Genomic DNA, 25285 nt, shown 5'->3' with positions numbered 1-25285 from the left:
ATGCTACACCAAAGGACAAATAAATGCTGGAAATCAAAAACCTGCACGTGAAACTTGAGGAAGAAGATAAGCAGATCCTCAAAGGCGTGGACCTGACCGTCGAGGCCGGTAAAGTGCATGCGATCATGGGGCCGAACGGATCGGGCAAGTCGACCCTCAGCTATGTGCTGTCAGGTCGTGACGGATACGAAGTCACCGAAGGTTCGGTAGATCTCAATGGTGAAGACCTGCTGGAGATGGAGCCTGAAGAGCGCGCCGCCGCCGGCATGTTCCTCGCCTTCCAGTATCCCGTCGAAATTCCGGGCGTCGGCAACATGACCTTCCTGCGCACAGCTGTGAACGCCCAGCGCAAAGCACGCGGGGAAGAGGAGATGTCAGCTGCTGACTTCCTCAAAGAAATCCGCGCCAAGGCCAAGTCTTTGAAAATCGACGCCGATATGCTGAAGCGCCCCGTCAATGTCGGGTTTTCTGGCGGTGAGAAGAAGCGGAACGAGATCCTGCAAATGGCAATGCTGGAACCCAAGCTTTGTATTCTGGACGAAACAGACTCCGGCCTTGATGTAGATGCGATGAAACTGGTTGCTGAAGGTGTAAACGCGCTGCGCGATCAGGGCAGGGGATTCCTTGTCATCACTCACTATCAGCGCTTGCTGGATCACATCAAACCGGATGTCGTGCACATCATGGCTGACGGAAAAATTGTCAAAACCGGCGGTCCCGAACTGGCGCTGGAAGTTGAAAACAACGGCTACGCTGACATTCTTGCCGAGGTGAACTAATGGCTGTCCCCGAGGTTAAACAATCTGCAACCGAGGCTCGATTGGCCACGTTGACGATGCCCGATGCCGGGTGCACCCGTGCTGCGCGCGAAGACGCTTTGGCGCGCGTGTTGGAAACGGGCCTGCCCGGACGTCGCGATGAGTATTGGAAATACACGCGCCCGGACACACTCATCACGTCTGATGCTATGCCGGCCGCAGTGTTGAAGGATGACGAGCCGCCGATTTTCGATAAGCTCGATCGACTGAAAATCGTTTTCGTCGATGGTGTGTTCAGCCCTAACGATTCGGATGACCTGTCTCTGGAAGGCGTCAGTATTGATCGCCTCGAAGATATCTGTTGCAAGGATATTCACTGGGCGAAAGAGCTATACGGTGTGCTTGAGGCTCGTGGTCAGGTTCCGGTGCAACGTCCTTTGGCGGCACTGAACACTGCTTTTGCGTCTGATGGAGTTGCCATCCACGTGACAGGTAAGCCATCCAAACCGATCAATCTGATCTACCGCCACGCGTCCCCGACATCGGACGCTATCCTACATCATGTAGTTCGCGTCGAAAGCGGAGCCGAAGCGACGATTCTGGAAACCGGCCCGGCTGCCTCCCGCTTTAATAAGTGTATGGAGATCGACGTGGCGGACAACGGCACATTGCATCACGTGCGCGCGCAGGGGCGCGATCATGAGCGGCGTGCAGCCACCCATATGTTCACCCGTCTGGGGCAGGAATCGGTCTACAAGTCATTCACCTTGACGGTGAACGGCGTGCTGACCCGGAACGAGCAGATTGTCGAACTGACCGGAGATGACGCTGTTGCTCACGTGGCGGGCGCTTGTGTCGGTGATGGTGATTTCCATCATGATGACACCGTGTTTGTCACCCACGATGCGGTGAACTGCGAAAGCCGGCAAGTCTTCAAGAAAGTGCTGCGCAACGGTGCGACCGGGGTGTTTCAGGGCAAGATTCTGGTCAAAGCAGGCGCTCAGAAAACTGACGGTTACCAGATCAGCCAGTCACTACTGTTGGATGATGACAGTCAGTTCCTGGCCAAGCCCGAGCTTGAGATCTATGCCGACGACGTGGCCTGTTCACACGGGTCGACATCCGGCGCGATTGACGAAACTGCTCTGTTCTACCTGCGGTCTCGTGGCGTGCCAACAAAGGACGCGACCAATATGCTGACCCTAGCCTTTTTGGCCGAGGCAGTAGACGAGATCGAAGACGGTTCCTTGGCCGAAGCCATTGTGAACCGTCTGGAAGGTTGGTTGGCGCGGCGCAGCTGATGCCGGTTTCGTCAGATATCGTGGCAACTTACCGGGGGCCGGGGCGCGTTGTGCGTCGGCTTCTGGATATGGGACCGCGCGAAGACCGGGCGCTGGCATTTGTCATGTCTTTTTGTCTGGTCGCGTTCATTGCGCAAATGCCGGGTCTGGCGCGTCGGGCGCATCTTGAAGGGCTGGAACTGAATATGCTTTTGGGCGGTGCCCTGTTGGGTTCCGTGTTCATATTACCGTTGTTCTTCTACCTATTGGCTCTGATCTCATATTGGGCGGCGCGACTGGTAGGTGGTCACGGAACAGCCTATGGCGCGCGTCTTGCTTTGTTTTGGGCTCTGTTGTCCTCGGCTCCGCTGGTATTGTTGAACGGGCTGGTTGCCGGGTTTATCGGTCCTGGGCCAACATTGACCCTGGTGGGCGGGGTTTGGGTTGCCGTATTTGTTTGGTTCTGGTTATCAGGCCTCAGGCAAGCACAAAGGGTTGCTGTATGAACACGGTCTTCTTCGGCAATCTGGCGGTCCTAACGCTGCGCAAACCGGCGGAAGCTGCGCGTCAGCTGTTGGCCCTGAAACCGGGGCGCGAGGTCTTGTGGCTGGCATTTTTCTTGGCTGTTGTTCTGAATTGCCTTGTGCAATTGGGCATCGAGCTGTTCGTTTCGGTGCCTGACATTGATGCTCCGGACAGCGAAACACTGACTGAGCCTGAATCGATTCCGTTAGTGTTGCTGAAATCGGCCGGAGCAATGATGTTGAGCATCGTTGCCTTTCTGTTCGTCGGCCGCCTTTTGGGCGGGACTGCGACGTTCGATGATATGATGGTTCTGACGATTTGGTTGCAGTTTCTGCAGATCGCTGCCCTGCTGATCACGCTGGTTCTAAGCATCACCTTTCCGTTTCTCATGCTGTTACTACTGATGGCGACGGCGGTGCTCAGCCTGTACATCACACTGCATTTTTTGAACGAAGCGCATCAGTTCGGATCTCTGGGTAAGTCTTTTGCTGTCATCCTGCTGTCCGCCCTCGTTGCGGTGCCTTTCGTCCTCATGTTGACCCCAAGCGGGCCCGTCTAGGGAATAAGCCTATGTATGATGTGCAAAACATCCGTTCAGACTTTCCGATCCTGTCGCGTCAGGTGAACGGCAAGCCGCTGACCTACCTCGACAATGGGGCCTCGGCGCAGAAACCGCAGGTTGTGATCGATGCGGTGACCCGGGCGTATTCAGAAGAGTATTCAAACGTGCATCGTGGGCTGCACTATCTGTCCAATCTGGCCACAGAAAAATATGAGAACGTGCGTGGAAAAATCGCACAGTTCCTTGGCGCACCCGACGAGGATGAAATTGTTCTGAATTCCGGTACGACGGAAGGGATCAATCTGGTCGCGTATGGCTGGGCCATGCCACGCCTGCAGGCGGGTGACGAGATCGTACTTAGCGTGATGGAGCATCACGCCAATATTGTCCCCTGGCATTTTTTGCGCGAGCGGCAAGGCGTTATCCTTAAATGGGTCGATGTGGATGCTGACGGCGGGTTGGACCCTCAGGCCGTGATCGATGCGATTGGACCCAAGACCAAATTGGTCGCCGTAACACATTGCTCGAACGTTCTTGGCACTGTTGTGGATGTGAAGGCCATTACCGACGGTGCGCATGCCAAAGGTGTTCCGGTTCTGGTCGATGGAAGCCAGGGTGCAGTTCATATGCCTGTGAACGTGCAAGACCTCGGTTGCGACTTCTATGCGATCACCGGGCACAAGCTTTACGGTCCCTCTGCGTCCGGTGCGATTTTCATCAAATCCGAACGTATGGCTGAGATGCGCCCGTTTATCGGTGGTGGCGACATGATCAAAGAGGTCAGCAAAGATCAGGTTATCTACAACGATCCGCCCATGAAGTTTGAAGCCGGAACGCCGGGTATCGTTCAAATCATCGGGTTGGGCGCTGCGCTGGACTACATGATGGAATTGGGGATGGAGAATATCGCAGCCCATGAGGCTGGGTTGCGGGACTACGCCATGCAGCGCCTTAAAGGATTGAACTGGTTACAGGTGCAGGGCATCCGACCTGACAAGGCTGCGATCTTCAGCTTCACACTGGACGGGGCAGGGCACGCGCATGATGTGTCTACTATTCTGGACAAGAAAGGTGTCGCAGTCCGGGCGGGTCATCACTGTGCAGGTCCCTTGATGGATCACCTGGGGCTGACCGCCACATGCCGCGCGAGTTTCGGTCTTTACAACACAACGGATGAGGTCGACACCCTGATCGAAGCACTCGAACTGGCCCATGATTTGTTCGCGTGAAGTGGACCAATCTGTCTAGGCGAAACCGATATGGGCGGCGAAGATTTGCAGTTGCACCCGGATCGGAACAAGGTTAGCTAACGGCCAAGGCACCTGTAGCTCAGCTGGATAGAGCGCTGCCCTCCGAAGGCAGAGGCCAGAGGTTCGAATCCTCTCAGGTGCGCCATTCAATAATCTTGACAGTCGAAGAATTTTGCGAGTGCAACGGGTCTAACGCGTTGTAGTTCAGTCGCTGCGGGGTGTTGTCTTGAGACTTTGGAGATGGAGTCTTTCACAAACAGAATACGGGACTATTGTGTTTGTTCTTTTCAGAAGTCAGGCAGTTTGCGGCACGTTGAAGTACGATCACATGCCATCCAAGCACGAATAAAGGCAGGATACTGAGGCTTTGTCGCGTTCGGGCTTAGCCGCGCCATGTGCGGACAACACCGCAGTCCATGTGAACAAAGTTCGAGCGGTAATACTGACCAACACCGCCAGCACGGCACGACATGGCTGCTTTGGCCATCTGAGAAACCGATCTGGACGCCAAACGCAAATCAGCCGCCTGACCCTGCATGTGCAACGAGTTGCGCGCAACGCGGCGGGATTTCGAACGCAGCATCGCGTTGGTCTGGGGTGAGCGATAGCCCGACAACAGCATATACGGCTCACTCGCGTCCAAAAGGTTATGTGAGGCGGCCATGATGTCGATAGTGCGCAGGTCCATGGACTTGCTCTGGTCAGTCCGCCAGTCACGCATGAAGTGGTTCACTTCCTTGACAGCGTCCTTGATATACTTGCCGTCCACCCAATATATCATATCAATCCGCTCGCCAGTGCGACCGGAATACATGCGGATACGGCGAATATCGCCGCCGCCGCGAAGAAAACCTGCTGCGTTGGAATAGGAAGGTGCTGCTGCGACCGCTGTGGCCGCGAATGCGCCCAATAGGGCACGCCGGGTCATTCCCGAGGTACTGCACTTGGTCATTTTTAGGTTCGTCCCGTACTGTTCCTGCCTGCACACGATGTTACGTGCGCGGTGTTAATTTATTCCCATCCCAGATGCGGAATTTATGGCACAATCAGATTCGGCCGCCAAGAAGTCTTTCAGAGGCATCTTTTCAAGGGGGAATTTTCGGCAGTTTTTTGCGCAAATGACACAGTGCGCCACAAAAATTTCTTAATTGGGTGTCGCGCAGCACGCAGCCGATGCAAACGCGCATCACGCGCGAGCGGAAGCTCTGAGGTAAGGAATTTGTGAATAGACAACAGGCGGGTCCGAAAACCATATTTGTCCGACGCAGCGACTATTGCTCAAGCTATTGAATAACCAAGGTCATCTCATGCTCTCTGTTTTTAGAACCAGTACCAGTGTTTTGCTAACCGCCTGTTTCGCGGCAACGGCCGCGATGGGTAACACCGCTTCGGACATCGCCCCCGATACTGCATTTCAGATGGCCGTTGCCGAACACACCCCGAATGCGGCGGGGATCGCTGAGTTTTACAAAGGCAACGGATTTGCGCCGGTTTGGGTGGGGAATACGCAAGAACACGCCCAGCGCCGGGCTGCTTTGATCAAGTCCTTGTCAGAGATGCATCTGCACGGGTTGCCCGCCGCAGGATATGACGTTCAGGCGTTGATCGACCAGATGCAACAGGCTCGTTCGGTTCGGGATCTGGGCGCGGTCGAAGCGGAATTGACCCGGGTTTTTGTCGAATACGCAGATGATCTGTACTCGGGAGCTTTGCGCCCGGCCAGCATCGATGCTGGACTGGTGCGTAAAGTGGAACGGCGCGGTGCCACAGACCACCTGCAACAGCTTAACACGCACGGGGCAGACTATCTGGATCAGGTTGCGCCACAGACGCTCCAGTATCGCTCCTTGATGAAGCAAAAAATGGCCCTGGAAGCGTTGGTTGATCAGGGCGGTTGGGGGTCTACAGTCCCGGTGACCAAACTGGAATACGGGGATACCGGATCCGGCGTGATCAAGCTGCGCAACCGGCTGGTGGCTATGGGCTATCTGAAGCCAACGGCCAGCCCGGTCTATGACGACGCGGTTCTTGCTGCGGTTCAGGCGTTCCAAACGGCCCATGGACTGGCCGCCGATGGCGTTGCCGGAAACGGTACGATCACGGAGCTCAACCAGCCTGCTTCCGAGCGGTTGAAAGCAGTGTATGTCGCCTTGGAACGCGAACGTTGGTTGCCACGTGAACGTGGCACACGTCATATTCTGGTCAATCAGGCCGATTTCTCGGCAAAGATCGTCGACGATGGGCAGGTCACGTTTGAGACTCGTGCTGTCATTGGCAAAAACACGCATGACCGTCGCAGCCCTGAATTCTCAGACGAGATGGAGCATATGGTGATCAACCCGAGCTGGTATGTTCCGCGCTCGATCATCACCAAGGAATACCTGCCAAAGCTTCAGTCCAATCCCAACGCTGTTGGCCATATTGAAATTACCGACCGACGCGGCCGCCAGGTCAATCGCGGTGCTGTGGACTTTACCCAATTCACGGCGCGCAATTTCCCGTTTGCGATGCGTCAGCCGCCCAGCAAACGGAATGCGTTGGGTTTGGTGAAGTTCATGTTCCCCAACAAGCACAACATCTATCTGCATGATACACCTCAGAAAAGTTTGTTTTCACGCGAAGTGCGGGCCTTTTCGCATGGCTGTATCCGACTGGCGCAACCGTTTGAGTTTGCTTACGCACTGCTTGCCAAGCAGGAAGAAGACCCCAAAGCGTTTTTCCATCGCATTCTAGGCACCGGAAAAGAGACCAAGGTCGAACTGGAGAACCCGGTTCCGGTGCATCTGATCTATCGCACGGCCTATATCGGGCCGAAAGGCGACGTACAGTATCGCCGCGACGTCTACAAACGCGATAGCAAGATTTGGCAGGCTCTGCAGAAGGCAGGGGTGGCCCTGCCGGACGTTCAGGGGTAATCACAGGGCGCAACTCCTGCCAAAAGGAAGCCCGCATGCAGTTTACCGTTCAGCAAATCGCCGAAGCCCTTGGGGCTGAGTGTCAGGGCGACACGGGCCTCACGATCATTCGGGCAGCCGAGCCGGGTGATGCGGGCCCGACGGATCTGGCGATGGCTATGGCGCCAAAATATGCTGAAGCGCTTTCAAACGGTGATGCGCGCGCGGCCGTGTTATGGGAAGGTGCCGACTGGCAGGCACTGGGTCTGTCCGCCGCAGTATTTGTACCGCGTCCTAGAATGGCGATGGCCGGGATCACCGCGATGCTGGACCGGGGGCAGGGGATTGAACCTGGCATCCACCCGTCTGCAGTGGTTGACCCGACGGCTCAGATTGCCGCGAACGTGTCCATCGGTCCGCTGACCGTTGTGGGCGCGCGCGCCCAAATTGGCGCAGGAGCGGTTATCGGAGCGCACTGCGTCATTGGCCTGGACGTGATCCTTGGCGAAAGTGCCGTTCTGCGCGAAATGGTCAGCATCGGGGCACGGGCCCGGATCGGGGACCGGTTTATCGCACAACCCGGTGCAAGGATCGGCGGGGACGGTTTCAGCTTTGTGACACCCGAAGTTTCGGGCGTTGAGAACGTCCGGAAAACGATGGGGGATCAAGGAGATGCGAAGGCACAGACCTGGTTGCGCATTCATTCGTTAGGTGCCGTGGAAATTGGCGATGATGTCGAAGTTGGGGCCAATTGCACCATCGACAACGGGACGATCCGTAACACATGTATTGGCAACGGCACCAAGCTGGATAACCTCGTTCACGTCGGACACAACACCCGCGTCGGCCAAGATTGCCTTCTATGTGGTCAGACAGGTGTTTCGGGGTCCGTCGAGATTGGCAATAACGTTGTTCTGGGCGGTCAAACCGGGGTAGTCGACAACATCTTTATTGGCAACGGCGTGATATCTGGCGGAGGCACCAAGATTCTGTCCAATGTTCCTGCAGGACGTGTCATCATGGGCTACCCTGGCATCAAGATGGAAAGCCATACGGATATCTACAAGGCACAGCGCCGCCTGCCTCGGATGGCACGTGACGTTGAGGCGTTGAAAAAGGCTGTTTTCAAACAGCCTCCGAGCGATTAAATCATCCTCAAACCGGCAATCAGGGGATCGACATGAGCATCAGCGACCGCGTCATCGCAATCATCGCAGAGCAGGCCTTGCTGGAGCCTTCGGATGTAACGCCTGAAAGCACGCTTGAAGATCTTGGGATCGACAGCATGGGGCTGGTCGAAAGCATTTTCTCTATCGAAGAAGAATTCGACATTTCTGTCCCGTTTAACGCAAATGAACCGCAAGCCAACGATTTTGATATTTCGAACGTTGCTGCGATCATCGCTGGGATCGAAAAGCTCGTGTCGGAAAAGGTCTGACGCAAAGTTATGAAACGTGTTGTTATTACCGGCGCCGGCACCATCAACTCGCTGGGCCATTCGGTCCCCGATACACTCGAGGCCATGCGCGAAGGGGTTTGTGGCATCTCCGAGCTTGAGTTTCGCGATGTCGAACGTCTGACCATCAAGATCGGTGGCCAGGTGCGTGGGTTCGAGGCCGAAGGTCGTTTCAACCGTCAGCAAATGACGCTGTATGATCGGTTCACGCAATTCACCCTGACCGCCGCGAAAGAAGCGATTGAGCAATCCGGGATCGAATTCCACGGTGATATGGCCGCGAGGTCGGGCGTTGTTCTGGGGACAGCAGGTGGCGGCGTTTCGACATGGGATGACAATTACCGCTCGGTCTATGAAGATGGCAAAAACCGTGTGCATCCTTTTGTGGTGCCCAAACTGATGAACAACGCTGCCGCCAGCCATGTGTCGATGGAGCATAATCTAAAGGGGCCCAGCTTTACGGTTTCTACAGCTTGCGCGTCGTCAAACCACGCCATGGCATTGGCCTTTCAGATGGTGCGCAGCGGCGCGGCCCCGGCCATGATCACCGGCGGCGCTGAATCCATGCTGTGTTTTGGTGGGGTCAAAGCCTGGGAAGGGCTGCGGGTGATGTCCAAGGATGCCTGTCGCCCCTTTAGCGCCAATCGAAACGGAATGGTGCAGGGTGAGGGTGCCGGCATTTTTGTCTTCGAAGAATTTGAGCATGCGCGCGCACGCGGTGCTGAAATCCTGTGTGAGGTTGTTGGGTTTGCCATGTCATCGGATGCGGCGGATATCGTTATGCCCAGTAAACAAGGGGCTTCTCGGGCCATGGCCGGGGCCTTGGCTGATGCTGGGTTAAACGCGAGCGATGTAAGTTACATCAACGCCCACGGGACGGGCACTGCAGCGAACGATAAGACAGAATGCGCCGCAGTTGCCGACGTTTTTGGCCCGCATGCGGATGATCTCATGATCTCGTCTACTAAATCCATGCATGGCCATTTGATCGGTGGCACCGGCGCTGTTGAGTTGCTGGCGTGCATCATGGCACTGCGGGACGGGATCATTGCGCCAACCATTGGCTACGAAGAACCCGATCCTGAATGTGCGCTGGACGTCGTGCCAAACGAATCCCGCGAGGTCAAAGTCGATGTTGCGATAAGCAATGCGTTTGCCTTCGGTGGGCTGAACGCGGTACTGGCTTTGAAGAAAGTGTGAAACCTGTGAGAGCCACCACCGCCAGGATCGTTAGCAGTGGTGGTCTTGTTTCAAACGGATTTATCTGACGTTAACGTCCAGACCGTCAAACCCTGCGGTAAAGCCAGACAGAGACATGTCCATTTCCAGGACCTGATCGGGGAAACGTGCCGGAACCAGCGAGAATGTCGCCTTGCTGCCAGCCTTCATCGCGCTGAGGTCACCCTGGCTGAGGCCCAATTGCGCAACACACCCTACGGGAACGCAGTGATGGTAGTTGTACAGTTTGCGTGGCGCACCATCGATTGACAGTGCTAACTGCGCCTGCAGCAGTGTTTCGAGCGGGACAATTACATTCGCCCAAGCCACGGCAGCTCCGCCTTCGGGCAGTTTACCGATGGAGACTTCGGCAATCGGCTCGCCTTGCGGACCGTTCAAGACTTGCACGATTGCACAGGGGTCTTCACCGTCCTCTGCTTTGATGCAGGACACGTCCCATTCACCTGATTTCTCTTTGACGAATTGCTCGCCGACGCGCGGACCGGATTCTCCAAGATCCAGCTCGGTGCCAGTCTCAGCGTTTGGTGTCTCTTCGGTGGGTGTCGCTTCTTGCGCGCTGACTGCGCCACACATCAGCGCCGCAGCCACAGTGTTGAGCGAGAGGATGTTCTTGATCATGAATGCCTCGGGGTTTTGATGATTGATCTTTTTGTTTCGTCTAGCACCCTAATCACCTGGTGTCAGGCGCTAAGCTGTCGGTGGGTCGGAATTTGAACGATTTCTTGCCAAAAGGGTAGAACAACTGCCTTACAGGACAAGAAAAAGGGAGCCATTTGCACAGCTCCCTTTCCCGAATTTTTCTCCCCGTCGGACTGGCCGACTTAGTTATGCGCAAATCCTAAGGAAGGGGCACTCAGCGGTCAACTGCTAACCTGAACTTTTAACATACTCATCAGTTCACTTTAATGCCGGAAACTTGAAAAAAGCCGCGCCCGAAGGCACGGCCAGTCGACAGGGAGGAAGTTTGTCCCCCGCAGCATGCACCGCAAAGAGAACGACAAGACTATCGCAGTTAAAGGTTAACTTTGTATGCTGGGCATGGATCGGTGAAAGCGAAGGCAAAAGAACAGATGACAAAAGAATTGTTTATAGGCGGTGCAGGGCAGGAATACAGTCAGCCACAGGGGCTGTCCTTGAAGTACGCCAATCGTCACGGCCTGATTGCTGGCGCAACAGGCACCGGCAAGACCGTGACACTGCAAATCTTGGCCGAGGGGTTCTCCAGCGCCGGTGTCCCGGTGTTTCTGTCTGACGTCAAAGGCGATTTGTCCGGGTTGGCCCTGGCGGGTAGCCAATCCCACAAACTACATCAGGCGTTTTTGGATCGGGCCGAGCGCATCGGCTTCTCCGATTTCTCTTACGAAGCCTTTCCGGTCACGTTTTGGGACCTATTCGGTGAGCAGGGGCACCCGGTGCGTACCACTGTTACCGAAATGGGACCATTGCTGTTGTCGCGATTGATGGAGTTGAGCGAGGCACAGGAAGGTATTCTGAACATCGCATTCCGTGTTGCCGACGAGGAAGGAATGCCGCTGTTGGACCTCAAGGATCTGCAGGCCCTTCTGGTTTGGATCGGCGAGAACCGGGCGCAGCTTTCGCTGCGCTATGGCAATGTGTCCACGGCATCGATCGGGGCGATACAGCGACGGTTGCTTGTGCTGGAAAACCAGGGCGGCACACGTCTGTTCGGCGAACCCGCTCTGGATCTGGCTGACCTTATGCGGACCGATGACGATGGGCGCGGGGTGGTCAACATTCTGGCGTCAGATCAATTGATGGGGTCACCGCGCCTCTACGCGACCTTCTTGTTGTGGCTGCTGAGTGAGTTGTTCGAAGAACTGCCAGAGGTCGGTGACCCTGATAAGCCCAAGCTGGTGTTCTTTTTTGACGAAGCACATTTGTTATTTGATGACGCCCCCAAGGTGCTGGTCGACAAGGTCGAGCAAGTCGCGCGTCTTATTCGATCCAAAGGCGTTGGTGTCTATTTCATCACGCAGAATCCAGCAGATATTCCGGAAGATATCCTGGGACAGTTGGGAAACCGTGTCCAACATGCGTTAAGGGCGTTCACAGCCCGCGACCGAAAGAACCTGCGCATGGCCGCCGAGACTTATCGCGAAAATCCAGCCTTCGACACCGAAGTTGCAATCCGTGAGGTCGGTGTTGGTGAGGCGGTTACATCGATGCTTCAGAAAAAGGGCGTACCGGGTATCGTCGAGCGCACTTTGATTCGCCCACCAGGGTCGCAACTGGGGCCGATTTCGGATGCAGAACGTCAGGCTATTTTGGGTGCATCGCCAATGGCGGCCAAATACGACACCGCGATTGACCGGAAATCCGCATTCGAAATACTTCAGGCCCGGGCGGAAGCGGCCGCTAAGGCTGCAGAGCGCGCCGAGGCAGATGAAGTAACGGAACAGCAGAGCCCTATGGAGCGTGAATACGCATCGGCCCGCAGGTATTCCGGAGCTCGGGTGGGTCGATCCTCCTCGCGCGCAGTGCGCAAGAAGGACACATTTGCATCAGCCATGAGTTCGGCTGTTATCAAGGAACTGAAGGGAACAACCGGTCGCCGCATTGTTCGCGGCATCCTCGGAGGTTTGTTTCGTAGCCGGTAGAAGTTGGTGGCGGCGCGATCAAAAGCGCCGCATCCTCACTTCAGCTGGCGTTGACCTTCCTGTTTGCAGTAAGCGTCAGCTTCCGGCACCGACATTTTGTCAGCCGGGAAATCAATGGCACGATCCCAGGTTACGCGGTCCGGACGGTAAAGTTGGCACGTGACCACGCCTTTGGGGGTCTGAACCTTGACCGGAGTCGTTTCCAGATCTTCCGGTGAAGGAATGCATGCTGTCAGTGCCGCAAGGACGGGCAGCAGCACAGTGGCTTTGGCGAGTGGTGTCTTCATGGGATACTTTTGCTCTTTTTAGTGAGTCTCAATGATCGTTACAGATCGGCTAAGCGTGTGTGAGTGAGTGCCGACAACACAACGCACCAAGTGGCCGGTGCGGTGTCCCCGTTTAGTCAGAAAATCGTTAAGAATCAAGAAACCGGGCCGTCCTACAGGCGCAGTTTCGCTGATCTACATGGTTTTTGCTCTATTTCTCGGGGATCAGGCCTCTTGGGCTAAATCTGAGAACAATCAACAGCACAAGGCCCATGGTGAACAGTCGCATATGCGCCGCGCTTTCGATCAGATGCACCTTAAGCACGCTACCATCCGGCATGCCCGAGGTGATCAGGTTCATGATCCAAAGCCCCATAGGCTCGACCTGCACCCAAAGGAACCAGATCAAAAATGCACCTAGTACTGCTCCGAAGTTGTTTCCTGATCCGCCGACGATAACCATCACCCAGACCAGAAACGTAAAGCGCAACGGGTTATAGGTCCCCGGCGTAAGTTGTCCGTCCAACGTCGTCATCATTGCCCCGGCAATGCCGCAGATCGCTGAGCCCAGAACAAAGATCTGAAGATGGCGACGGGTGACATCCTTGCCCATCGCCTCAGCTGCAACCTCGTTGTCACGAATGGCACGCATCATTCGACCCCAGGGGCTTTTGAGCGCCATTTGTGCCATCCAAAGCAATACAAGCAACACAATCATGAACAGCAGCGAGTAGCCCAGCTTCACAGACAGTGTGGAAGCAATGACTGGGTCCAGACCAAACCAGTCAGCCCGTGCAATAAAGCTGGGGTCGTTTTGCAGTTCGACCTCATATCCGACCACCGGGGCCGGGCGGGGAATGCCGTAGACGTTCTTGACACCGCGCGCCAACCAATCCTCATTCTTCATGACTGCGATGACAATCTCGGCAATGCCAAGCGTGGCAATTGCCAGATAGTCCGAACGCAGACCCAGTGCCGTCTTGCCAATCAGCCATGCAGCCCCTGCAGCCAGCAGTCCACCTGCGGGCCAAGCCAACAGTACAGGCAGGTTCAGGCCACCGATGTTACCCGCAACTGCGGGATTGATGGCCTCGATCGCGACCGCGTTGGGATCAAAGACCGCACGATAGACAAAGAAACCAATGATGAGAATGGCGACGATGACCAGAGTTTGCGCGCGCCCCTTCGGTATTTTCTGCGCGGCCAGCACTGCGGCAACAACGGTTACTGCCCCTAGCAAAAGGGCCAACACAACACCGTAGCCACCCTGCGACCACGCCCCCGGAGTGGGAGGTGTCGACACCAAAACAACCGCCAATCCACCCAGCGCCACGAAACCCATGACACCGACATTGAACAAGCCGGCAAAACCCCACTGCAGATTCACGCCAATCGACATAATGGCCGAGATCAGGCCCATATTCAGGATCAGGATTGCAGAGTTCCAGCTTTGCGTGAAGCCAGTCAGCAGGATCAAACCCCCAACGACCGCGAAAAGCAGCGTGTTTTTGACTGTCTCGGTCATACCGCTTTCCCTTTGAACAGGCCTGTGGGCTTAAACAGAAGCACGATCAGCAGGATGACAAAGCTGACGGCGAATTTGTAATCGGTGGACAGAAGCTGCACCAATCCCGACGGTTCCAGATTTTCTGGAGCGACATAAGTCAGCACCTTTTTCCAGGCATAGGTGATCGTGACCTCAGAAAAGGCGATGATGAAGCCGCCGGCAATGGCACCAAGCGGGCTGCCCAAACCGCCGACAATCGCCGAGGCGAAGATCGGCAGCAGCAACTGGAAATAGACAAACGGCTTAAAGCTCTTGTCGAGGCCATAGAGCACACCGGCAGTTGTCGCCAGGGCCGCCACCAGGATCCAAGTGATCATCACCACGCGTTCTGGATTGATCCCCGACAACAGCGCCAGATCCTCGTTATCGGAATAGGCGCGCATGGATTTTCCGGTGCGGGTCTTGTTGAGGAACCAGAACAGGGCCGCAACTGCAGCAACGGCGACCACGACCGTAATGACCTGTGATGTGCGGATCGCCAAGCCTTCGCTGAGCCCTGTCCACGCCTTGAAATCCCGTGCTTTGATCAGGAACCGCGCGCCGTCCGAAAACCTTTGGTCATCCGGGCCGATGATGAACCGGACCAGGCCGTTCATGATGAACATCACCCCCATCGACACGATCACTAGTATGACCGGTTTGGCTTTTTGTTCTCGGTAAAAGCGATAAACGAACCGGTCAGTGATCAGCACCAGAAGGATACATCCCAAGATCGCAAAGGGCAGGGCAAGAAGAGCGGTCGGTAACGGACCAAAACTGACGCCAGCGGCCTGCATACCCCATGTCACCAAGACGGCGATCATTGCACCAAAGGCCATCGTGTCGCCATGGGCAAAGTTGGAAAACCGGAGGATGCCATAGATCAAGGTGACCCCAAGCGCCCCAAGTGCCAATTGACTGCCATAGGCAATCGCAGGCACGATCACAAAGTTCGAAAGCGCAACAAGCGCGTTTAGTAAGTCCATCAATTCTTCTCACTGTCCGGGTGCGGCTTTATGGCATAGCGTTGTGAGAAGACACAACATTTTGTGGCCTGTTTTTTGCCTTTATGACGCTGCAGTACAAGGTTTTGAACAGTTACGTTGCCGTTTCATCGCATGCGGGAAAACACTGTCTGGCGGTCGCGTCCGCCAGACAAAGTTACTGCCTAAGCGTCGACCTGGATGCAGGTGCCGCGGTCGGTTCCAACATGGGGACCTTTGATCGAGAGGTCGTAGGTCATATCCTCGGTATGGATTACGAAAGTCACCACATTGCCGCCTTCGATATGAAGAAAGGTCATGTTGCCAACACCTTTCAAGATAGTCGCATCGCCGTCGATATTCTGCATCGCGATGCGACCTTTGTCACCTTCCGCAGCTTGGTTCAGACGCACTTCGCTACCGTCGCGGTCTGAGACGCAGACGAAGTGACGTTCTTCTGCGGCGGCAGCCGTGGCGAGCAGGGAGGTCGCAGCCATGCACATCCATTTTTTCATTGTTTTTCCTGATCTTTGTCATGTTTTTATGTTCAGAAGATCAACCAGTAGGTCAGATCAGTTTCGAAACAGACCCCAAGTCGTCGGCACCTTCTTGAAGTCAGGCGATAGGGGGATAATGTGACTGCAATTTAGCAGATCAGTGTCATTCTTTTGCTGACCAGCTTTATCATGTGAAGTGTTTTGTCTTTGAATTTTATGTTTAAATACAATTCAATAAGTTGAAATTATTACGTTGTACAAATGGGCCAACTTGGTTGGTGTGTCACATTGTGAACAAAGTGGTCGGAGGTTCAAAGTGAGCATCACTCCAGCGCCAACACGTTGCTTAGCTGATGGTCGAAACGATGGTGAAGTCGGAGTGCTCTGCAAGCTCCCTTATGAAGTCCATTAGTTGTTCACCCTGCACTGTCCTTTAAGCGTCCAAAGGGTCCGGTTAACTGAGTCATTAACCATTCTTTGGAGCGTAAACTCAGAAATTGCGGATTCATTGTTGAATTGAACATTCAGTAAGCCACGACTTTCAGTCATGCCTGATTGATACCAATCCATGTCTGACAAGTATGGACGACTCTCCTTTAAGGTGACATTCAAACGATCTCCGACCAGGTGCATTTTTCGCCCCTTGATCGAGACTTCAAAAACCCGGTCATCTTGTTGACAGCCTTTCTGGATCTGAAAAGCTTCCGTCCAACAGAACTTGGCCATCGCACACTTATAGTTTTGCGCCGACGCCTCAATTGACGCCTGCATGTATATGCATACAGCCAATAGTGTCACTATCGTCACCTGACCAGACATTTGTACTCACCCCCCCAAGAAACTCTTCCGAACCTCCGGGTCCGCCAGCAATTCCTTGCCCGTTCCGCTATACGCATTCCGCCCCTGAACCAGCACATACCCCTTGTCCGCGATCTCCAGCGCCTGCCGGGCGTTCTGTTCAACCATCAGGATCGGCAGCCCGGTGCGTGAAACCTCGATGATCCGGTCAAACAGTTCGTCCATTACGATTGGTGAGACACCGGCCGTCGGTTCGTCCAGCATCAGGACTTTGGGTTGGGTCATCAGTGCCCGGCCGACGGCGACCTGTTGGCGTTGGCCGCCCGACAGCTCTCCGGCCGCCTGGTTGCGTTTGTCGCGCAGGATCGGGAACAGCTCAAACACCTGCTCCATCGTCTCGGAAATGTCGTCACGACGGATGAATGCACCCATCTCGAGGTTTTCCTCGACCGTCATCGAGGTAAAGATATTCTGCGTCTGAGGCACAAACCCCATACCCCGGATCACACGATCTTGTGGCGTGAGGTTGGTGATATCCTCGCCATCCAACCGCACCGAGCCGGCGCGAACGTCCAGCATCCCGAATACGGCCTTCATTGCAGTGGACTTACCCGCGCCGTTGGGACCGACGATGACTGCGATTTCACCTTTATCAACGGCGATGGTGCAGTCATGCAGGATGTCCGGCCCTCTGCCGTACCCGCCTGTCATGGTGTCACCGATCAGGAAGGGGCCGCCTTCGACCTTGGAAACCGGGCCGCTTTTCGTGTGGGCCGGCGTCATTGTCCCAATTCCGGCGGTATTCGTGATCGAAGCGTCCTTGTTGCCGTGATCGTCCTGGTATGGGTTGTCGCTCATGCGCCAGCCTCCAGCTTGTCTTTGTTCTTCAGGCCAGTGCCAAGATAGGCCTCAATGACATGCTCATTTGCTTTGATCTCGTCGAGCGTGCCCTGAGCCAGCACCTTGCCCTCGGCCATGCAAATGACCGGGTCGCAGATCTTACCGATGAAATCCATGTCGTGTTCGATAACGACAAAGGTGTATCCGCGTTCTTTGTTCAGGCGCAGGATCGTGTCAGCGATGGTCATCAACAGGGTGCGGTTCACACCGGCGCCGACCTCGTCCAGAAACACGATTTTGGCGTCGACCATCATGGTGCGGCCAAGTTCCAGCAGCTTTTTCTGCCCGCCCGAGACCTGACCGGCCTTATGATCGGCCAGATGTTCGATGGTCAGAAATTCCAGAACCTCGTCTGCTTTGGCTTTCAGTGCACGCTCTTCATCCGCGATCCGTTTGCGTCCGAACCAGGTGTTCCACAGCGATTCACCGGATTGCGCGCCGGGCACCATCATCAGGTTTTCGCGGCAGGACATTGATGAGAATTCGTGCGCGATCTGGAAGGTTCGCAGCAGGCCTTTATGAAACAGATCGTGTGGGGGCAGGCCAGTGATATCTTCGCCATCCATGAACACCCTGCCACTGGTGGGCGGCAAAACCCCGGCGATGACGTTGAACAGAGTGGTTTTTCCGGCCCCGTTTGGCCCGATCAGGCCGGTGATCGACCCTTGTTCGATTTCCAGCGATGCCCCATCCACCGCGTGAAATCCGCCGAAATGCTTGTGCACGTCTTCAACGACGATCATGTTTTCCCCTTGCCTCATCCCCGAAAAACAGGTGCGGCCTTTTGTCATTGAAACAGCCCAGGCACAAGGCCCGGGCTGCTTTGTTTTTGGGCTGTTTACTTCAGATCAACGGAAGCTGACGGTCTTGTTTTCACCGTCGGTCACTTCGATCTCGCGGTAGGAGCCCGCGCTTTCACCGGGGCCGATCAGTTCAACACCCGAAGCGCCTACATAGTCGATCTCTTCGCCTGCCGCCAAAAGCTCCAGACCCTTGGCCAATTCACCCGGATAGATTTTTTCACCCGGTGCGTTGGCCACATCCATGACTTTCGCGGCATAATCTGCAGGGGTTGTCGAACCTGCGGCCTGCATGGCCAGCATGAACAGCGCCGCTGCGTCGTAAGATTCAGGCGAATACGGAGACGATCCGTCAAAGCCTGCAGCTTCGGACAGGGCAAAGTACTTTTCAGCACCTTCGCCACCCGAACCCGCGATCTGACCAAACGAGCCGTTCAGGTCTGCGCCCACATTGGCAGGCAGCGAGTCACCGATCATCCCGCCGGGCAGACCGAACGTGTCGAACGCGCCGCTGTCCAGCGAGGACTGGATAATCCCCAGACCACCTTGATCCAGATAACCCGCGACGACAAGAATGTCGCCTCCGGCCGAGGCCAGCGCGCCAACTTCGGCCGAATAATCCGCCTTGCCGTCTTCATGCGCAGCCACGATGGTCACTTCGCCACCGGCAGCTTCGAACGAAGACTGGATCGCGTCGGCCAGACCTTTGCCATAGTCGTTGTTGGTGTAGGTCAGCGCGATAGAGTTGATGCCGCGATCTTGCAGGATGTCCGCCATCACCTGACCTTCACGCGCGTCCGAAGGCGCGGTGCGGAAGAACAGGCCATTGTCTTCCATGGTCGACAGACCGGGCGAGGTAGCAGATGGTGAGATCATCACCATACCGTTCGGAATGGCGACATTCTGCAGAATCGCACCTGTCACACCCGAGCAGTCTCCGCCGATGATGCCAGCAACACCGTCGGCAATCATGCGTTCGCCGTTCGATGTGGACAGACCATTGTCGATACAACCCGTGTCAGCACGCATACCAACGACCGTGGCCCCATCAAGCAGTTTGCCCGATTCTGTAACTTCGGCGATCGCCATCTCGGCTCCTGAACCCATCGCGGGGGCCAGCGATTCGATCGGGCCGGTAAACCCGATCAGAATACCCAGTTTGACATCTTCGGCCATTGCGGCGCCCGCCAACAATGCGGTTGCTGCAGTTGCAGTAAGCAGCTTTTTCATATGGTTACTCCCTGATTTTATCTTCTTTCTGCGCACGACCCTAGGCAAGCTGCTCAAAAAAGAAAAGTCCTAACGAAAAAGTGCTTTTGCATACATTAATTCTATTTGTTTTGTTGGCGCTGCCGGGTTTCGGTGGTGTTTCAATACTTGGTGGAGGGCGAAGATGATCCGGCTTGTTGCGATTCTCATTTTGACTTGGGCGACCGGTACGGCCCATGCGGACACATTGCAAACTGCGTCAGGCCCAGTCCGTGTCACGCAAATGTTGAAAGGTCTGGACACGCCGTGGGCCGTGGGCATTTTGCCGGACGGTAGTTTCCTGGTTACGGAACGCGACGGCGACCTGCTTTACGTCAGCAATGGCAAAACGCAGCCTGTGTCTGGCGTGCCCAAGGTTGCTGCATCGGGGCAGGGCGGTTTGCTAGATGTCACCGTCGCAGAGGATTTCAGCCAAAGCCGAGAGGTGTTTCTGTCCTTCTCTAAACCGCAAGCAGATGGGGCCGGAACGGCGGTGGCCGTGGCGCGGTTGTCTGAGAATGGGCAACGCCTGACAAATCTGCGCGTCATATTCGAGGCTATGCCCGGCGGAGCGGGTGGGCGGCACTTTGGCTCGCGCGTGGTCGAGGCCAGAGATGGCACATTGTTCATAACTCTTGGTGATCGGGGCGACAGGCCCTCTGCGCAGGACAGATCAAACCACATGGGTTCTGTCATTCGGATTACGCGTGACGGTTCAGCGCCTGCCGACAATCCATTTATTGGGCAGCCTGATATCCGTCCTGAAATCTGGTCCTTTGGTCACAGAAACCCGCAAGGCGCCGGGTTGGACTTAGATGGGCAACTGTGGGTGTCCGAACACGGTGCGAGGGGCGGGGATGAGGTTAACACTATCCGCAAAGGATCAAACTACGGGTGGCCGGTGATCTCTTACGGTACCCATTATTCCGGGGAGAAGATCGGCGAGGGAACATCGCAAGCCGGGTTGGAACAGCCCGAACATTACTGGGACCCGTCTATCGCGCCATCGGGTTTGCTGGTCTATTCCGGCAAGCTGTGGCCCCAGTGGAGGGGTGACATCTTTGTCGGCTCGCTCAAGTTCGACTATATCGCGCACCTAGCAGGATCGCCGCTGCGCGAGGTTGAGCAGATCAAAGGGCCGGAAACCGAACGCGTTCGTGACATTGTCGAAGCTCCGGATGGATCAATCTGGTTTATTTCGGTCGGGCAGGGCGCCGTGTATCGCATGACGCCCGGCTAAGACCTCAGACCGACAAACGCCCGCTTTGCGTTCCGCGTTCGCGGTAGGGCGTGGTGTTGTAATGCGCCCGGTAGCATTTCGAGAAATGGCTGGGCGAGGCAAAGCCGCAGGCAAGTGCCACGTTGATTACGCTCATATCTGTCTGCATCAGCAGGTTGCGCGCCTTATGCAGTCGCAGTTCCATGTAGTAGCGCTTGGGTGAACGGCTGAGATACCGGCGGAACAGCCGCTCAAGCTGCCGGGTGGACATGCCGACATCCTTGGCCAGAATCGAAGGCGAGATCGGCTCTTCGATGTTCTTTTCCATCATCAGGATAACCTGGCTGAGTTTGGGGTGACGCACCCCAATGCGCGTTGGTGTCGACAGGCGCTGCGTGTCCTGGTCCGTACGGATCGAGGAATAAATCATCTGATCCGCGACTGCGTTTGCAAGATCTTCGCCAAAATCATCCGCGATCAGTTTGAGCATCAGGTCGATCGATGAAGTCCCACCGGCTGTGGTCATGCGGTTTCCATCGATCAGAAACACCGATTTGGTCAGCTCAACGCTGTCGAACTCCTCGGCAAAACTGTCCGAATTTTCCCAATGGATCGTCGCGCGTTTGCCATCCAGCAACCCGGCTTTCGCCAATGTATAAGCCGCAGTGCACAGCCCACCAATCTTTAGCCCCTTGCGCGCTTCACGGCGCAACCAGTTCAATACGCGCTTGGTGGTAGCGGCCTGAACGTCTACGCCACCGCAGACCATAATAACCTGGTCGCGCTGTAGCTCACCCAGGTCTGAATCCAGCTTAAACGTGGTTCCGGCTGAACAGGATACGGTTTCTCCACCTTCTCCTGCCAGAGTCCATGTGTATATGGTGCGATCAGCCATACGGTTGGCGATGCGCAGGCTATCCAGAGCAGATGCAAAAGACAGCAACGAGAACTTGTCCAAAAGGACAAAAACGAAGCTAACCGGTTTATCCGTGCGGGCGTCCACAGTGACAACTTGGCGTTGCTCTTGCATGGCGATTTGTCCTTGAATTGGCGACGGCTGCACCTACGTCGCATCTGAGTTGCCAGACACCATGCTCAAAGCTTCTTTACCACGTCAAGAGGTGCAAATCGGATATGGCCACTCTTCCCTGCTTTTTGTATAGAGACCACCTGAAATATATCAGCGGAGAACTAAGCTATGACTGAGTGGCAAAAAACGAGCTGGCGCAACAAGCCCCGGGTTCAGATGCCAGAGTATACCGACGCGGCCGCGCTGGCCAAAGTCGAGGCTCAGCTTTCACAGTATCCCCCGCTGGTCTTTGCCGGTGAGGCACGGCGTCTCAAGCAACATCTTGGTGCCGCCGGTCGCGGTGAGGCCTTTTTGCTGCAGGGTGGGGATTGCGCTGAAAGCTTTGAACAATTCAGCGCGGATGCGATCCGCGATACGTTCAAGGTGATGCTGCAGATGGCCATGGTTTTGACCTATGGCGCCAAGGTTCCCGTGGTGAAAGTGGGTCGCATGGCCGGCCAATTCGCCAAACCCCGCAGCGCGCCGACCGAGGTTATCGACGGCGTAGAACTGCCCAGCTACCGTGGCGATATCATCAACGAACTGGCCTTCACGCCCGAATCCCGGATTCCGAATCCTCAGAAAATGCTGCAGGCCTACACGCAGGCCGCCGCGACACTGAACCTGTTGCGCGCGTTTTCGACCGGTGGTTTTGCGGATATGAGCATGGTGCATTCGTGGACGCTGGGCTTTACCGATGAACAGGACGTTCAGAAGTATTCTGAAATTGCCGACCGAATTCAGGACACCATCGACTTCATGGGTGCGGCGGGGATTACCGCAGATACAACGCATGAGTTCTCGACGGTCGAATTCTACACAAGCCATGAGGGGCTGTTGCTGGAGTATGAAGAGGCGTTGACACGTTTGGACTCCACCTCGGGCAACTGGTTGGCCGGGTCCGGACACATGATCTGGATCGGTGATCGCACCCGTCAGCCCGATGGGGCACATGTCGAGTTCTGCCGCGGGGTTCAAAACCCCATCGGCCTGAAATGCGGCCCGACCACTTCGGCCGAAGACCTCAAGGTTTTGATGTCCAAGCTGAACCCGGAAAACGAAGAGGGTCGCCTGACCCTGATCGCGCGTTTTGGCGCTGGCAAAGCAGGTGAGCATCTGCCGCGTCTGGTCAAGGCCGTGAAAGAGGAAGGCGCCAATGTCACCTGGGTTTGTGATCCGATGCATGGCAACACCATCAAGTCGGCCACAGGCTACAAAACCCGGCCCTTCGATTCTGTATTGCGCGAAGTGCGCGATTTCTTTGGTGTTCATCAGGCCGAAGGCACCATTCCCGGCGGCGTGCATTTCGAGATGACTGGTCTGGATGTCACGGAATGCACCGGTGGCGTGCGTGCAGTGACCGAAGAGGATCTGTCCGACCGCTATCATACCGCATGCGATCCACGCCTGAATGCGTCTCAGGCGTTGGAGCTGGCCTTCCTTGTGGCTGAAGAACTGACCAATTTGCGTCGCGATCGTTCAAAGCGCCAAGCAAGCTAAGACATCTACGAGTTATCGGGAAGCGGCGGGTTATTGATCCGCCGTTTTTTGTTGGTCAGTCGTCTCTGGAAACGACCAGTCGGAGGTGGTTTCGGGGTCGCTTGAGTTCTGACTGATCTTCCGCAAAGCCGGCAGCATTTTCCAGTTCGGGTTTCGCGGGCACGTGCATGTCTGACACCAGTTTGATGCGTCTGTCGGATATGGCAAAACGGCGCGGTGTTGAGCCAATTGTACCCTCGCTCACCATGATGCCAAGAACCCGGCTCACATCTCCCAGGTCACTTTGTAGGGGAAGAAGTATCATGCGCGCCTGCAACCGCGCGCGACCCAGCGTGCCAGCCGACACGACACTTAGCTCTGCCGTCGAGGGTGCGGAGAGGACTTGTTCAAGCACGTCTTTCAAATCCGCTCGCGCATCAGGTTCAAAAAAGGATGTCAGCGGCATTCCCCGAACCTCCATTCCCGCGAGTTTGTTCAGATGGCTGCCAGCCAGGCGAAACCGCGCAAGGCCCGGCGCGATGCGTTCCAGAATGAACGTGTATTCCAGAACATTCTCTAACCCGCGCGGATCAACCTGCGACCGCTTCGGAACGCCGTCGCCTGTCAGTAATGCGGTCCAGTACGCCTCGGCCTGGCGGATCGGCGAGAGGCTGCGCCCACTGTCAAAGCGATCCATTGCGACGATCTTTCCAAATCCTGGCCCGGAACCAATCCCGAAAAAGGTTTTCATTTCCATCACCCTAACATCAAACCGCCGCCATTTTCATAAAATGCGAGACATCGCATATGTCGGCGGCCCAAAAGCCTCTGCTCTGGTCAGTTTGACTCGGGTTAAGACAATTTTGGAGTAATTCTTTAATGAATGGTTAACTTCTGCGGATCAATTGCGGCGTCAGCAAAGTCTTGCTCTGGACCGGTCAATGGCATTAGGTGCGGCAGGCGGCAGAAGCAGCGCAGTGACAGAAAGGGCAGTCATGATCAGATCCATGACCGGGTTTGCCTCGGGCAAGGGGGCATTTGGCCCGCATAGCTGGACGTGGGAACTGCGCAGCGTGAACGGAAAGGGACTGGATTTACGCATTCGGGTCCCGGAATGGCTGACCGGGCTAGAGGTTGCGTTGCGCGGTACCCTGTCTAAGTCTCTGAGCCGCGGAAACGTGACGCTATCCATGCGTCTCAGCCGCGATGAGGCAGATGCCGAACTAGCGTTGAACGAAGCCGCGATGGCCAACGCGATGGATGCTTTGGTGAAAACACAACAGATGGCCGAGGCGCGTGCGGTGTCCCTGGCGTTATCCAGTGCAACGGATCTGCTGGCGATGAAAGGGATGATGGAGGCCGGTACAGACGCCGATGATCCAGGCCCCTTGGTTGCGCATCTGACGTCCAAGTTCCCTGAACTTCTGAGTGCATTCATAGACATGCGTCAAACTGAAGGCGAAGCACTTGCTGGTGTGCTGACATCTCAGTTGGATCAGGTTTCCTCTTTAACCGAACAAGCCGCAGAGCTGGCGGCTCAGCGCAAAGATAAGATGGCGGATGCGTTGCGTGAAAATCTGGCGCGCGTAATGGATAACACACAGGGTGCAGACCCTGATCGCGTGGCGCAAGAACTGGCTTTGATCGCGGTCAAAGCGGACATAACTGAAGAAATTGATCGTTTGATTGCCCATGTGGCAGCTGCGCGTGACCTGTTGGGTCAAGACGGGGCCGTTGGGCGCAAGCTGGATTTCCTGATGCAAGAGTTCAACCGAGAGGCAAATACACTGTGTTCAAAAGCGCAAAGCGCTGATTTGACGTCCGTAGGGCTTGAGCTGAAAGCCGTGATCGACCAGATGCGTGAACAGGTGCAAAACATTGAATAGAAATGGGAATGA

At 55.7% G+C, this 25285-nt stretch carries 25 protein-coding genes and 1 tRNA gene; 14 read left to right on the top strand and 12 right to left on the bottom strand.

Annotated features, from left to right (window positions below):
- Positions 1 to 23 precede the first annotated feature (23 nt).
- From sufC to ACR0BU_RS06555, 6 genes are all read left to right on the top strand, one after another.
- The gene (gene sufC, locus ACR0BU_RS06580; RefSeq protein WP_480735594.1) at positions 24 to 779 is read left to right on the top strand and encodes a Fe-S cluster assembly ATPase SufC; all 756 of its coding nucleotides are present in this window, start codon (positions 24 to 26) and stop codon (positions 777 to 779) included.
- Positions 779 to 2059: a SufB/SufD family protein gene (locus ACR0BU_RS06575; RefSeq protein ID WP_298935434.1), complete on the top strand. Its 1281-nt coding sequence runs from the start codon at positions 779 to 781 to the stop codon at positions 2057 to 2059. The genes sufC and ACR0BU_RS06575 overlap by 1 nt, the downstream gene beginning before the upstream one ends.
- On the top strand, positions 2059 to 2544 hold the full coding sequence (locus ACR0BU_RS06570) for a YIP1 family protein (protein ID WP_298935435.1): 486 nt from the start codon (positions 2059 to 2061) through the stop codon (positions 2542 to 2544). The genes ACR0BU_RS06575 and ACR0BU_RS06570 overlap by 1 nt, the downstream gene beginning before the upstream one ends.
- Positions 2541 to 3122: a Yip1 family protein gene (locus ACR0BU_RS06565; protein WP_480735591.1), complete on the top strand. Its 582-nt coding sequence runs from the start codon at positions 2541 to 2543 to the stop codon at positions 3120 to 3122. The genes ACR0BU_RS06570 and ACR0BU_RS06565 overlap by 4 nt, the downstream gene beginning before the upstream one ends.
- Positions 3123 to 3133: 11 nt before the next feature.
- Positions 3134 to 4354: a cysteine desulfurase gene (locus ACR0BU_RS06560; RefSeq protein WP_480735589.1), complete on the top strand. Its 1221-nt coding sequence runs from the start codon at positions 3134 to 3136 to the stop codon at positions 4352 to 4354.
- A gap of 89 nt (positions 4355 to 4443) precedes the next feature.
- Positions 4444 to 4520, top strand: a tRNA-Arg gene (locus ACR0BU_RS06555).
- Positions 4521 to 4757: 237 nt separating this feature from the next.
- Here ACR0BU_RS06555 and mepK read toward each other — a convergent pair.
- Positions 4758 to 5327 (bottom strand): peptidoglycan L,D-endopeptidase MepK, encoded by a 570-nt coding sequence (gene mepK / locus ACR0BU_RS06550; RefSeq protein ID WP_298935438.1) that lies wholly within the window; start codon positions 5325 to 5327, stop codon positions 4758 to 4760.
- Positions 5328 to 5682: 355 nt separating this feature from the next.
- On the opposite strand from mepK, the gene ACR0BU_RS06545 reads away from it, so the two are divergent.
- From ACR0BU_RS06545 to ACR0BU_RS06530, 4 genes are read left to right on the top strand one after another with little or no spacing between them, the layout of a single operon-like run.
- Positions 5683 to 7290 carry a L,D-transpeptidase family protein gene (locus ACR0BU_RS06545; RefSeq protein WP_480735588.1) on the top strand — a complete coding sequence of 536 codons (1608 nt, stop codon included), beginning with the start codon at positions 5683 to 5685 and terminating at the stop codon, positions 7288 to 7290.
- Between the two features lie 35 nt (positions 7291 to 7325).
- Complete coding sequence (gene lpxD, locus ACR0BU_RS06540) at positions 7326 to 8417, top strand: UDP-3-O-(3-hydroxymyristoyl)glucosamine N-acyltransferase (RefSeq protein WP_480735586.1); 1092 nt, start codon at positions 7326 to 7328, stop codon at positions 8415 to 8417.
- 32 nt (positions 8418 to 8449) lie between these two features.
- Positions 8450 to 8707, top strand: a complete 258-nt coding sequence (locus tag ACR0BU_RS06535; RefSeq protein WP_298935442.1) for an acyl carrier protein — start codon at positions 8450 to 8452, stop codon at positions 8705 to 8707.
- 9 nt (positions 8708 to 8716) lie between these two features.
- The gene (locus ACR0BU_RS06530) at positions 8717 to 9925 is read left to right on the top strand and encodes a beta-ketoacyl-[acyl-carrier-protein] synthase family protein (RefSeq protein WP_480735585.1); all 1209 of its coding nucleotides are present in this window, start codon (positions 8717 to 8719) and stop codon (positions 9923 to 9925) included.
- 60 nt (positions 9926 to 9985) lie between these two features.
- Here ACR0BU_RS06530 and ACR0BU_RS06525 read toward each other — a convergent pair whose 3' ends face one another.
- Positions 9986 to 10582: an invasion associated locus B family protein gene (locus tag ACR0BU_RS06525; RefSeq protein WP_299889858.1), complete on the bottom strand. Its 597-nt coding sequence runs from the start codon at positions 10580 to 10582 to the stop codon at positions 9986 to 9988.
- A 452-nt stretch (positions 10583 to 11034) separates the two neighbouring features.
- On the opposite strand from ACR0BU_RS06525, the gene ACR0BU_RS06520 reads away from it, so the two are divergent.
- Complete coding sequence (locus ACR0BU_RS06520; RefSeq protein ID WP_298935445.1) at positions 11035 to 12582, top strand: helicase HerA-like domain-containing protein; 1548 nt, start codon at positions 11035 to 11037, stop codon at positions 12580 to 12582.
- Positions 12583 to 12617: 35 nt separating this feature from the next.
- Here ACR0BU_RS06520 and ACR0BU_RS06515 read toward each other — a convergent pair whose 3' ends face one another.
- The 8 genes from ACR0BU_RS06515 to ACR0BU_RS06480 form a co-directional block, all read right to left on the bottom strand.
- Positions 12618 to 12869, bottom strand: coding sequence for a hypothetical protein (locus ACR0BU_RS06515; RefSeq protein ID WP_298935446.1), 252 nt, complete (start codon positions 12867 to 12869; stop codon positions 12618 to 12620).
- 190 nt (positions 12870 to 13059) lie between these two features.
- Complete coding sequence (locus ACR0BU_RS06510; RefSeq protein WP_298935447.1) at positions 13060 to 14373, bottom strand: branched-chain amino acid ABC transporter permease; 1314 nt, start codon at positions 14371 to 14373, stop codon at positions 13060 to 13062.
- Positions 14370 to 15380, bottom strand: coding sequence for a branched-chain amino acid ABC transporter permease (locus ACR0BU_RS06505; RefSeq protein ID WP_298935448.1), 1011 nt, complete (start codon positions 15378 to 15380; stop codon positions 14370 to 14372). The genes ACR0BU_RS06510 and ACR0BU_RS06505 overlap by 4 nt, the downstream gene beginning before the upstream one ends.
- 182 nt (positions 15381 to 15562) lie before the next feature.
- Positions 15563 to 15892, bottom strand: a complete 330-nt coding sequence (locus tag ACR0BU_RS06500; protein ID WP_480735583.1) for a hypothetical protein — start codon at positions 15890 to 15892, stop codon at positions 15563 to 15565.
- A 390-nt stretch (positions 15893 to 16282) separates the two neighbouring features.
- Entirely contained in the window at positions 16283 to 16693 is a 411-nt protein-coding gene (locus tag ACR0BU_RS06495) for a hypothetical protein (RefSeq protein WP_480735582.1), read from the bottom strand.
- Positions 16694 to 16699: 6 nt separating this feature from the next.
- Positions 16700 to 17530, bottom strand: coding sequence for an ABC transporter ATP-binding protein (locus tag ACR0BU_RS06490; RefSeq protein WP_298935453.1), 831 nt, complete (start codon positions 17528 to 17530; stop codon positions 16700 to 16702).
- On the bottom strand, positions 17527 to 18315 hold the full coding sequence (locus ACR0BU_RS06485; RefSeq protein WP_299075405.1) for an ABC transporter ATP-binding protein: 789 nt from the start codon (positions 18313 to 18315) through the stop codon (positions 17527 to 17529). Before ACR0BU_RS06485 ends, ACR0BU_RS06490 begins: the two co-directional genes overlap by 4 nt.
- Positions 18316 to 18420: 105 nt before the next feature.
- Complete coding sequence (locus ACR0BU_RS06480; protein WP_298935456.1) at positions 18421 to 19602, bottom strand: ABC transporter substrate-binding protein; 1182 nt, start codon at positions 19600 to 19602, stop codon at positions 18421 to 18423.
- A gap of 163 nt (positions 19603 to 19765) precedes the next feature.
- Between ACR0BU_RS06480 and ACR0BU_RS06475 the strand changes: the two genes are divergently transcribed.
- Entirely contained in the window at positions 19766 to 20860 is a 1095-nt protein-coding gene (locus ACR0BU_RS06475) for a PQQ-dependent sugar dehydrogenase (RefSeq protein WP_480735580.1), read from the top strand.
- A 4-nt stretch (positions 20861 to 20864) separates the two neighbouring features.
- Here the strand turns inward: ACR0BU_RS06475 and ACR0BU_RS06470 are convergent, their stop codons facing one another.
- A complete protein-coding gene (locus ACR0BU_RS06470) occupies positions 20865 to 21869 on the bottom strand; it encodes a GlxA family transcriptional regulator (RefSeq protein ID WP_480735578.1) in 1005 nt (334 codons plus the stop codon).
- A 168-nt stretch (positions 21870 to 22037) separates the two neighbouring features.
- Between ACR0BU_RS06470 and ACR0BU_RS06465 the strand changes: the two genes are divergently transcribed.
- Positions 22038 to 23408, top strand: a complete 1371-nt coding sequence (locus ACR0BU_RS06465; RefSeq protein ID WP_299075399.1) for a class II 3-deoxy-7-phosphoheptulonate synthase — start codon at positions 22038 to 22040, stop codon at positions 23406 to 23408.
- Positions 23409 to 23463: 55 nt separating this feature from the next.
- Here ACR0BU_RS06465 and ACR0BU_RS06460 read toward each other — a convergent pair whose 3' ends face one another.
- On the bottom strand, positions 23464 to 24138 hold the full coding sequence (locus ACR0BU_RS06460; RefSeq protein WP_480735576.1) for a PAS domain-containing protein: 675 nt from the start codon (positions 24136 to 24138) through the stop codon (positions 23464 to 23466).
- A gap of 244 nt (positions 24139 to 24382) precedes the next feature.
- On the opposite strand from ACR0BU_RS06460, the gene ACR0BU_RS06455 reads away from it, so the two are divergent.
- Positions 24383 to 25273: a YicC/YloC family endoribonuclease gene (locus ACR0BU_RS06455; RefSeq protein WP_480735575.1), complete on the top strand. Its 891-nt coding sequence runs from the start codon at positions 24383 to 24385 to the stop codon at positions 25271 to 25273.
- Positions 25274 to 25285: the final 12 nt, after the last annotated feature.

The sequence above is a fragment of the Ruegeria sp. CK2 genome (assembly GCF_056536585.1).
This window is presented reverse-complemented; position numbering and strand designations above follow the sequence as displayed.

Excerpts from the sequence above, each read along its gene's own strand:
- mepK (WP_298935438.1), bottom strand. The coding sequence starts at position 5,327 with ATGACCAAGTGCAGTACCTCGGGAATGACCCGGCGTGCCCTATTGGGC.
- ACR0BU_RS06520 (WP_298935445.1), top strand. The coding sequence starts at position 11,035 with ATGACAAAAGAATTGTTTATAGGCGGTGCAGGGCAGGAATACAGTCAG.
- sufC (WP_480735594.1), top strand. The coding sequence starts at position 24 with ATGCTGGAAATCAAAAACCTGCACGTGAAACTTGAGGAAGAAGATAAG.
- ACR0BU_RS06575 (WP_298935434.1), top strand. The coding sequence starts at position 779 with ATGGCTGTCCCCGAGGTTAAACAATCTGCAACCGAGGCTCGATTGGCC.
- ACR0BU_RS06530 (WP_480735585.1), top strand. The coding sequence starts at position 8,717 with ATGAAACGTGTTGTTATTACCGGCGCCGGCACCATCAACTCGCTGGGC.
- ACR0BU_RS06500 (WP_480735583.1), bottom strand. The coding sequence starts at position 15,892 with ATGAAAAAATGGATGTGCATGGCTGCGACCTCCCTGCTCGCCACGGCT.
- ACR0BU_RS06480 (WP_298935456.1), bottom strand. The coding sequence starts at position 19,602 with ATGAAAAAGCTGCTTACTGCAACTGCAGCAACCGCATTGTTGGCGGGC.
- ACR0BU_RS06475 (WP_480735580.1), top strand. The coding sequence starts at position 19,766 with ATGATCCGGCTTGTTGCGATTCTCATTTTGACTTGGGCGACCGGTACG.
- ACR0BU_RS06535 (WP_298935442.1), top strand. The coding sequence starts at position 8,450 with ATGAGCATCAGCGACCGCGTCATCGCAATCATCGCAGAGCAGGCCTTG.
- ACR0BU_RS06510 (WP_298935447.1), bottom strand. The coding sequence starts at position 14,373 with ATGACCGAGACAGTCAAAAACACGCTGCTTTTCGCGGTCGTTGGGGGT.
- ACR0BU_RS06545 (WP_480735588.1), top strand. The coding sequence starts at position 5,683 with ATGCTCTCTGTTTTTAGAACCAGTACCAGTGTTTTGCTAACCGCCTGT.
- ACR0BU_RS06465 (WP_299075399.1), top strand. The coding sequence starts at position 22,038 with ATGACTGAGTGGCAAAAAACGAGCTGGCGCAACAAGCCCCGGGTTCAG.
- ACR0BU_RS06490 (WP_298935453.1), bottom strand. The coding sequence starts at position 17,530 with ATGAGCGACAACCCATACCAGGACGATCACGGCAACAAGGACGCTTCG.
- ACR0BU_RS06560 (WP_480735589.1), top strand. The coding sequence starts at position 3,134 with ATGTATGATGTGCAAAACATCCGTTCAGACTTTCCGATCCTGTCGCGT.
- ACR0BU_RS06515 (WP_298935446.1), bottom strand. The coding sequence starts at position 12,869 with ATGAAGACACCACTCGCCAAAGCCACTGTGCTGCTGCCCGTCCTTGCG.
- ACR0BU_RS06570 (WP_298935435.1), top strand. The coding sequence starts at position 2,059 with ATGCCGGTTTCGTCAGATATCGTGGCAACTTACCGGGGGCCGGGGCGC.
- ACR0BU_RS06565 (WP_480735591.1), top strand. The coding sequence starts at position 2,541 with ATGAACACGGTCTTCTTCGGCAATCTGGCGGTCCTAACGCTGCGCAAA.
- lpxD (WP_480735586.1), top strand. The coding sequence starts at position 7,326 with ATGCAGTTTACCGTTCAGCAAATCGCCGAAGCCCTTGGGGCTGAGTGT.
- ACR0BU_RS06460 (WP_480735576.1), bottom strand. The coding sequence starts at position 24,138 with ATGAAAACCTTTTTCGGGATTGGTTCCGGGCCAGGATTTGGAAAGATC.
- ACR0BU_RS06455 (WP_480735575.1), top strand. The coding sequence starts at position 24,383 with ATGATCAGATCCATGACCGGGTTTGCCTCGGGCAAGGGGGCATTTGGC.
- ACR0BU_RS06525 (WP_299889858.1), bottom strand. The coding sequence starts at position 10,582 with ATGATCAAGAACATCCTCTCGCTCAACACTGTGGCTGCGGCGCTGATG.
- ACR0BU_RS06470 (WP_480735578.1), bottom strand. The coding sequence starts at position 21,869 with ATGCAAGAGCAACGCCAAGTTGTCACTGTGGACGCCCGCACGGATAAA.
- ACR0BU_RS06505 (WP_298935448.1), bottom strand. The coding sequence starts at position 15,380 with ATGGACTTACTAAACGCGCTTGTTGCGCTTTCGAACTTTGTGATCGTG.
- ACR0BU_RS06485 (WP_299075405.1), bottom strand. The coding sequence starts at position 18,315 with ATGATCGTCGTTGAAGACGTGCACAAGCATTTCGGCGGATTTCACGCG.
- ACR0BU_RS06495 (WP_480735582.1), bottom strand. The coding sequence starts at position 16,693 with ATGTCTGGTCAGGTGACGATAGTGACACTATTGGCTGTATGCATATAC.